The sequence below is a fragment of the Streptomyces sp. Ru62 genome (genome assembly GCF_002920615.1).
GTDB lineage: Bacteria > Actinomycetota > Actinomycetes > Streptomycetales > Streptomycetaceae > Streptomyces.
In genome coordinates this window covers 50,533-57,438 of record NZ_PQSU01000046.1, presented here as the reverse complement: position 1 = coordinate 57,438, position 6,906 = coordinate 50,533, and the positions used below count along the sequence as shown (strand labels likewise).

Sequence of the window (6,906 nt, the reverse complement as noted above, 5' to 3'; positions counted from 1 at the left end):
TTAGAGGTCCTAACAAAGGCGTTGGACGTGGCGGTGTGTGATGAGGCAGGTGACGAGCCCGAGGAAGACTTCGTGGATGTCGTCTCGTCGCTCCCAGCGGATACGCAGACGGCGGAAGCCGTGGAACCAGGAGATGGTGCGTTCCACGACCCAGCGGGAGATGCCCAGGCCCGTGCCATGTGGCCGGCCGCGTTCGGCGATCGCGGGCCGGATGCCTCGCTGCCACAGCAGCCGCCGGTACTTGTCGTGGTCGTAGCCACGGTCCGCCAACACCATGTCCGGCCACCAGCCTCGGCCCCGGCTCGGGCAGCAACGGCTCGATGAGCGACCACAGTGCGTCCGACACCATCCACGGCCGCGACTGACGCTTCCCCACAACCCGACCAACGAGCAGACGGTTACTTGATCAACAACTTCGGTTAGGACCTCTAAAACCGCTGGCGGCCAACGCCTCGTCCTGCGACAGTGCGGGAATGGAGTGGAGAGCCGTTTGCGTGGCGGACGTCGACGCCCTCGCCGAACTGCTCGGCCGGGACGAGGAGGCGACGGTCGGCCGCCGCGAGTCCGGCCCCGCCGAGGCGCGCAGCATGCTGGCCGCCCCCGGCCTGGACCTGCCCTCCCGCACGTGGACCGCGTCGGGCCCCGACGGCGGCCTGCTCGGCTTCGCCGCCCTCCATCCCGCGCCTCAGCCGGGCGAGCTGCGTGCCCAGTTGGTCGTCGCCCCGTCCCCGGATGCACCTGCCGTCACCGCGACCCTCCTGGACCGCCTCGACGTCTGGGCCGCCCACGACCTGCCGACCCCTGACACACCGGTGACGCTGTATCAACTTCCTGGCTGCTTCCCCCACGACCAACTCCTCAGCCGCGGCTGGACCGTCGTGAACAGCAGCAGCCGCCTCACCGTCGACCTGGACGCCATCCGCCTCCCCGACCACCCCGCGCCCGCGGTGCGCGCGGCCCGGAACGAGACCGACCTCCGCACCGTCCACTCCGTGCTGAACGAGGCCTTCGCCGACGACCCGGAGCACCCCCACCCGGACTTCGACGCCTTCCACCACGCCCAGCGCCGACGCGACGGCTACAACCCCGACCTGTGGCTCCTCGCCGAACTCGACAGCGTCCCCGCCGGCGCCCTCATCGCCCGCGACCCCGTCGACCGCGCCTGGATCGCCTGGTTCGGCGTCCACCCCGCCCACCGCCGCCACGGCCTCGGCGCCCAACTCCTCACCACCGCATTCAGCCTCCTCCACACCCGAGGCCACCGCACGGTCGGCGTCGACGTGGACACCCACAACACCGGCGCCATGCAGGCCTACACCTCCGCCGGCATGACCCTTCTCGGCGCGGCCGACCAGTGGCGCAGGACCTACGTCTGAACCCGGCGCCCGCCCTGCGTCAGGCAAGGGCGACGCCGCCGATGGTAGGCCCCGGCGAGAGCCAGAACGATCGGTGGAGATCGCCGGTCAGCGGGCGACTTCCCGGTTCGTCAGGACGAGCAGGGCCCGCACCAGCCCGGTCACCCACCTCCGGTCGGTGCGGACCTTGCCGAGCACGCACCAGACACCTCACGTTGCCAACGCGTCAAGCGGCGGCGGCGAGTTCGGTGGGGAAAGCGGTGCGTTCGTCGAACAACACGCGCAGCTGAAGACAGTGATAGAGCTGTCCGAGCATTCGACTGAACAGATTCCGCAGGGCGGCCGCGTGCCAGTCTCCGCGCTCGTCGCGGCGCCGACGGTAGTGGGCCTTCGCTCCAGGTGATCCGTTCGGAGCGGCGAAGGCCCAGAGGTAGCCGGCGTGGTTGAGCCGGCCGTTCTTTACCCACCGCCACGTGATGCTCGACTTCTTGCCGGAGGCGCGGGTGATCGGCGAGGAGCCCGCGTATGCCTTCAGTCCCCGGGCGTCGGCGAAGCGGGTGCGGTCGTCCCCGATCTCGGCCAGGATCCAGGCGGCGAGCTGAATGCCGAGCCCGGGGAAGCTCAGCAGGATCTCAACGTCCGGATGCTGCGGGAGCGCGTCCTCCACCGCCTTGGCGAGCTGACCGGCGGCGGTGCAGGCGGCATCGAGCTGCATGAGGAGGACGAGCATCCGTTTGCCGAAGGCGTCCTCGACAAGCGGCGGCTGGTGGGCCCACTCGGCGCCGAAGATGTCGCGGATCCGGTCCGCTTCGGCTGCGATGCCGCGCTTGCGGCCAGCCCGCTTGAGGGCGGCCTGGAGCTGGGTACGGGTCAGGCGTGCCGCCCGCGCCGGGGTCGGGGCGGTCTTGAGGAGTTCACGTGCCTCGGGCCGGCACAGGCCGTAGGTCCAGGTGGCGAAGGCATCCTGGGCGGCCGGGTAGTACTCGCGCAGCAGGGAGCGGAGCTGGTTGGCGAGCTGCTGCCGGTTCCACAGTGCGTCCTGCTGAGCGCGCGCGAGGACGGCGATCGCCCGGCCGAGGTCGGAGTCGTCGGGCAGCGGCCTGTGGGCGTGCATGTCGGTGCGCAGGATGTTCGCCAGGACGAGGGCATCACCGGCGTCGGACTTCTTGCGCGAGGCGCTGCGCCGGCCGCGGTAGCGGGCGGCGGCCAGCGGGTTGATCGCGTACACCTTCCGCTTGCCGGTCCGCAGCACGGCAACCAGCAGGCCGCGGGAGGTCTCGATGGCCACCGGGATCGGGTTCTCCTCGGTGTCGCCGTGCTCGGCGAGAAGCTCCAGCAACAGCTCGTAGCCAACGGCGTCGTCGGTTATGTGCCGCTTGGCGACCAACGTGCCGGTGTCGTCGACCAGGGCGACGTCGTGGGTGCGTTCGGCCCAGTCGATTCCGCAGTAGATCAAGGCAGTTCCTTCCCGACGTGCTGATGATTGCGCTGGTCACGAGCGCATGCGGGCCACGCGTCGCACTAATCCCAGGCATCAACCGCTGCGCGGATGTGCCGCCACCTCACGAGCCGTTCGTGGCACCAGCGCATCCCACGAGCCTCGGTCTGCGCGGGAGCTCGAAGGCTCGGGCGTATCAAGAGGTCACCGCGGAGTGGGCTCGCACCACCAACACCAACGAGTGGCCGAGGTGATAGGTGTTGACGCTCGCGGGTGCTGGATGTCACCGGTCTGGCGAGAGGCATCGAGGCCCGTTCTTCAGAAGGCATACATCCAGCACCCGGCTCGAACATCTGAGGAACTGCGGGACTCCCTCGGCACTCCCACGGATGCCCTTGGCAAGAGATCAGTTCTTCAGGTGCGCGAAGCCGTGCTCGACCGGGGCCCGGACCGCGGCCAGCGCCTTGTTGGGCAGCTTCTGGCCCCTGGTCAAGGGCCGGTTGCGGGTCGCCTTGTAGCCGGTGATCACCGCCGGGTCCGCGTCCGGGCACCGTGCGGGGACGGGGACGGGGAAGGCCAAAGTGGAGGGTGGTCCGCTGGGTGAGACGGGCGGCGTCAGCCTGCTTGGTGCGGAGGAAGGTCAGGGTCAGGTCGATGCCTTCGATCTCGCCCAGCCACTGTTCTTCGAGTGCGCGTTGGCGCCGCATGAGGAGGTCCTTCTCGATGTCGGCAAGCCGGGACAGCATCTTGGGATTGATCTGGAGCATGGGGCAGCGGATGCATGCATCCTCACCAACAAGGACAAGATCCGGCAGAACCGGAACAAGGCGTGCCCGTCAAGCCGGCCCCGTCCCGCGGGCGAGCAGTGCGATGAGTACCCGTTCGCCTCCACCTGGCAGGGTGCTTCCACCGGCGGCCAGTTCAGCCGGCGCATGATCAACGCCAAGCAGAACGAAGAGGGCGGCAAGGCACTTGGCCGCTTCTACCGCTACAACCGAATCCAGGAGCAAAGATAGGTTCCTCGTCTGGATCAAGCCCTGACCACGTCTGCGATCACCAGGAACACTCCATGACCGACCAGGCCGAGCAGGGGCGCCGGCTTGTGCCCGTGCAGTACCACCAGTTCCAGATCAGCGACGAGGACGGCCCCGCCGGCCCCGATCTGCCTCGCGAGCACAACGGCCTGATCGAGGTGCAAGACGGCATCGCCACCATCCACACCGGCATCCACACCGGGCACGTCGACGTCACCGTCACCTCTCACACCCAGGCCCCGCAGCCCCGGGACGACGTGTGGGAGGAGATCGTCGAGGTGTCCCTGCACTCGGTGTCGGGAGAGCTGATGGTACGAGGACTGATGGACGACCTGGACGAGGAGCTGCCGATGCTCTCCTTCGCCGGCCCCGGCGACTACCGGCTGCGCATCCATGCCCGAGACCGGGACACCGCCATCGACCTCGCCCCGGACGAAGTCACCGAGTGGTACCTCATCCAGGTATGGCCGGCACCGCCACAGGACGTGGCCGTACGCCGCCAGACCGACACCTACGGAGCCTCCGTCCGAGCGCACTGACAGCGCCGCTCTCGCCCGCCCCCTGCCCCTGGCGATCGGCGACCTTCTTCACGGTGCTGCGAGCACGTCCTGTTCCGGCGGCCGGGCGTCTCACCAGGTGCCGTTGCCGACCAGCGGCGGCTGCCGCCATACATCCGCTGCCGACCGGACACGGCCCTCGGGCATAGATGGGTGAAGCACCGAGCCCCGGCCAGCATGCTGGCCGGGGCTTGAACCCGCGTGCGGGTGTGATCGTAAAAGGCGGTCGCCTACGCGGCGAAAGGCAATGCGAGGCTTCAGCCGAACGATCGTCCTCGCATGCGATTGATGAGGCCCGGGGACACAGTTCCCTTCACCATCACGCCCGCCTCAACCACACCGGCCCGCCGGGCATTCCCGGTGCGGCAGGGGAGCATCACGTGCGAACCGACGCGCTCGCCGCAGAAAGCCCCCTCACGCCGATGGGTGCAGCTCAAAACAGGGCGTCTGTCTGTGCGGTCCTGGGAACTGCAGCCTTGGCGCGGCACGCTGCCGGACCGCATCCAGCCTGAGGGACAGGCTCCGGTCGTCTTACAGCGGGCGGCGCCCGGAGACGGCGCCGCCCGGGTCGTCGGCCAGGGCAATGCGGGCGGTGATGCGTTTGCCGACCCGCTCGCGCTGCGCCTCGAAGCCCTGGGCCACGGCCATGACGATCTCCAGGCCGTACTGACCGACCCGGCCGGCGTCCGCGGCCCGGGCGATCGGCAGCACGCGGTCGGAGTCCCACACGACGACTTCGACCGTGTCACCGGTGATGCGCAGGTCGAGCAGCACCGAGCCGGGGGCGTATTTGTGAGCGTTGGAGACCAGTTCGCTCACCACCAGCTGGGTGAGGTCCACACGCTCCGAGACGGGCAGGCCATGCTCGGCCTGGACTGGAGTGAGGAAACCGGCAACCAGATGGCGGGCGTGGGCGATGTCCTCGCCGTCTCCGACGAACCCGGCGCGACACTCGGCCCTCGACATCGAGTACTCCATACTGGCGGGATGGACGCCAAGACCGAGCCGTTTCATGCCGTTCCTGCCGAGGTGCGGCCCTACCTGACGGAGCTCGTACGCCGCACGCGCGCGGTGTGCGGCTCCCGGCTGACAGGAGTGGTCGCGGTCGGTTCCCTCGCGCTCGGCGACTACCGGCATGGCCGCAGTGACATCGACGTCACGGTCCTCGTAGAGGGCCCGCCTGAGGCCGCGACCCTGCGGGCACTGGCCCACGCTCTCGATCACCGGCAGCTGCCGTGCCCGGCGGCTGGGCTGGAACTGGTCGTCTACGCGGCGGACTTCGCCCGTGTCCCGTCCGGGGAGGCCGGCTACCTGCTGGATCTCAACACTGGCGCTCAGCTGCCGGGCCGGACCGCCTTCGACACGGCCGGGGGACCGTCGTTCTGGTACGTCATCGACCGCTCCGTGGCCCATCAGGACGGGATTGCGCTCTACGGGCCGCCCGCATCGCAGGTGATCGCGGCGCCCCGGCCGACGGACTTGTACACCGCGATCCAGGCCTCGGTGCGCGAGCACAGCGACGGTGAGGGGCATCTCGCCGACAACCGGGTCCTCAACGGCTGCCGCTCCGTGGTCTACTGCCGCACCGGGCGCTGGTTCGCCAAACGCGACGCGGCCATGCAAGTCGCCACCGAGGAGGAGGACTTCCGTCCGCTGATCGAGGCCGCGGTCCGCAGCTTCGAACGTCCACGCGCCGCCGCGCTGCCCCTGCCCAGCCCGCAGGTCCGGACGTTCCTCGGCTGGGTGCGAGCCCTCGTCGACGAGAACGCCGCGGCGGCCGGCGCCTGACAGCGCATTGCCGCGGTGGACGACCAAGAGACCGCGGTATGCCTTGACGGCATTCCCGCGTAGCCTGCGCAGACGAGACCGGGTCGACCGTCTGGACCTGTTCGGCTGACGGAAGCAGCTGCACATGATCACGCCACCTGTTCAGCTCCGTGTGCGGGGGCCGGCAAGGGGGAACTCCGCTGTGTGCGTTGCGAATGCCCTCCGGGCGGGTTGTGTCGCGGCCGGTCCCCGAGTCCGGTCGCGGCACCCCCACCGGTACGCCTGTTGCGTATCCGCACGGTGTGAGGGCTGCCTGCCGCCCAGCTCGCCGTCGCGCGCAGCACGGAAGGTGGGCCGCCCCCGCACGAGGCGACCCACCCGGGAACGCGTGCGGCTCACCCGCTGGCATCGTCTACCGCCGCGCGAGATCAGTCGCGTGTCCGTCGCGGCGGTGGTCACCGCCGGGACGCCAGCCGTCACCCCGGTGTCCGCCGCCGTGATGCCAGTCGTCGCCGCGGTGGCGGTCGTAGCCCCAGGAGACCTCGTCGACGAACCGGTCGCGGTCGTTGCGCAGGGCCGCTGTGTCGGAGTGGCTCGACTCCGCCCACGTTAGCCGTTGTAAGAGTTCACGGTACCTTCCCGGGTGCTGCACCGCTTCCATCGTCGCCGCGAGACAGCCAACTCGGTCGGGTGAACACGGCAGGAGGCGAGAACTGCGGGAGGTGTCGGCGCGTGGTGCCCGGTATGAAGCCGAT

At 69.6% G+C, this 6,906-nt stretch carries 6 protein-coding genes and 2 pseudogenes; 4 read left to right on the top strand and 4 right to left on the bottom strand.

From position 1 onward, the window contains the following. Positions 1 to 9: 9 nt before the first annotated feature. Positions 10 to 282: pseudogene (locus C3492_RS39625) on the bottom strand (transposase); the annotation flags it as partial. Positions 283 to 494: 212 nt separating this feature from the next. Between C3492_RS39625 and C3492_RS39620 the strand changes: the two are divergent. Further along, positions 495 to 1,376, top strand: a complete 882-nt coding sequence (locus C3492_RS39620) for an N-acetyltransferase (protein WP_258056176.1) — start codon at positions 495 to 497, stop codon at positions 1,374 to 1,376. 205 nt (positions 1,377 to 1,581) lie between these two features. Here the strand turns inward: C3492_RS39620 and C3492_RS39615 are convergent, their stop codons facing one another. Together C3492_RS39615 and C3492_RS39610 are read right to left on the bottom strand one after the other, a co-directional pair. Beyond that, positions 1,582 to 2,811 carry an IS110 family transposase gene (locus tag C3492_RS39615; RefSeq protein ID WP_103817448.1) on the bottom strand — a complete coding sequence of 410 codons (1,230 nt, stop codon included), beginning with the start codon at positions 2,809 to 2,811 and terminating at the stop codon, positions 1,582 to 1,584. A gap of 391 nt (positions 2,812 to 3,202) precedes the next feature. Beyond that, positions 3,203 to 3,340, bottom strand: a pseudogene (locus tag C3492_RS39610) (IS5/IS1182 family transposase); the annotation flags it as partial. A 34-nt stretch (positions 3,341 to 3,374) separates the two neighbouring features. On the opposite strand from C3492_RS39610, the gene C3492_RS39605 reads away from it, so the two are divergent. Both C3492_RS39605 and C3492_RS39600 read left to right on the top strand, forming a co-directional pair. Beyond that, positions 3,375 to 3,809: a NucA/NucB deoxyribonuclease domain-containing protein gene (locus C3492_RS39605; RefSeq protein WP_181140793.1), complete on the top strand. Its 435-nt coding sequence runs from the start codon at positions 3,375 to 3,377 to the stop codon at positions 3,807 to 3,809. A gap of 53 nt (positions 3,810 to 3,862) precedes the next feature. Continuing rightward, positions 3,863 to 4,366, top strand: a complete 504-nt coding sequence (locus C3492_RS39600) for a hypothetical protein (RefSeq protein WP_103817447.1) — start codon at positions 3,863 to 3,865, stop codon at positions 4,364 to 4,366. Between the two features lie 549 nt (positions 4,367 to 4,915). Here C3492_RS39600 and C3492_RS39595 read toward each other — a convergent pair. Beyond that, on the bottom strand, positions 4,916 to 5,350 hold the full coding sequence (locus C3492_RS39595) for an ATP-binding protein (RefSeq protein ID WP_103817453.1): 435 nt from the start codon (positions 5,348 to 5,350) through the stop codon (positions 4,916 to 4,918). Between the two features lie 21 nt (positions 5,351 to 5,371). Here C3492_RS39595 and C3492_RS39590 point away from each other — a divergent pair, with 21 nt between their 5' ends. After that, positions 5,372 to 6,172 (top strand): aminoglycoside adenylyltransferase domain-containing protein, encoded by an 801-nt coding sequence (locus C3492_RS39590; RefSeq protein WP_103817446.1) that lies wholly within the window; start codon positions 5,372 to 5,374, stop codon positions 6,170 to 6,172. Positions 6,173 to 6,906: the final 734 nt, after the last annotated feature.

Coding starts and splice junctions, on each gene's coding strand:
- C3492_RS39600 (WP_103817447.1), top strand. CDS start 3,863: ATGACCGACCAGGCCGAGCAGGGGCGCCGGCTTGTGCCCGTGCAGTAC.
- C3492_RS39595 (WP_103817453.1), bottom strand. CDS start 5,350: ATGTCGAGGGCCGAGTGTCGCGCCGGGTTCGTCGGAGACGGCGAGGAC.
- C3492_RS39590 (WP_103817446.1), top strand. CDS start 5,372: ATGGACGCCAAGACCGAGCCGTTTCATGCCGTTCCTGCCGAGGTGCGG.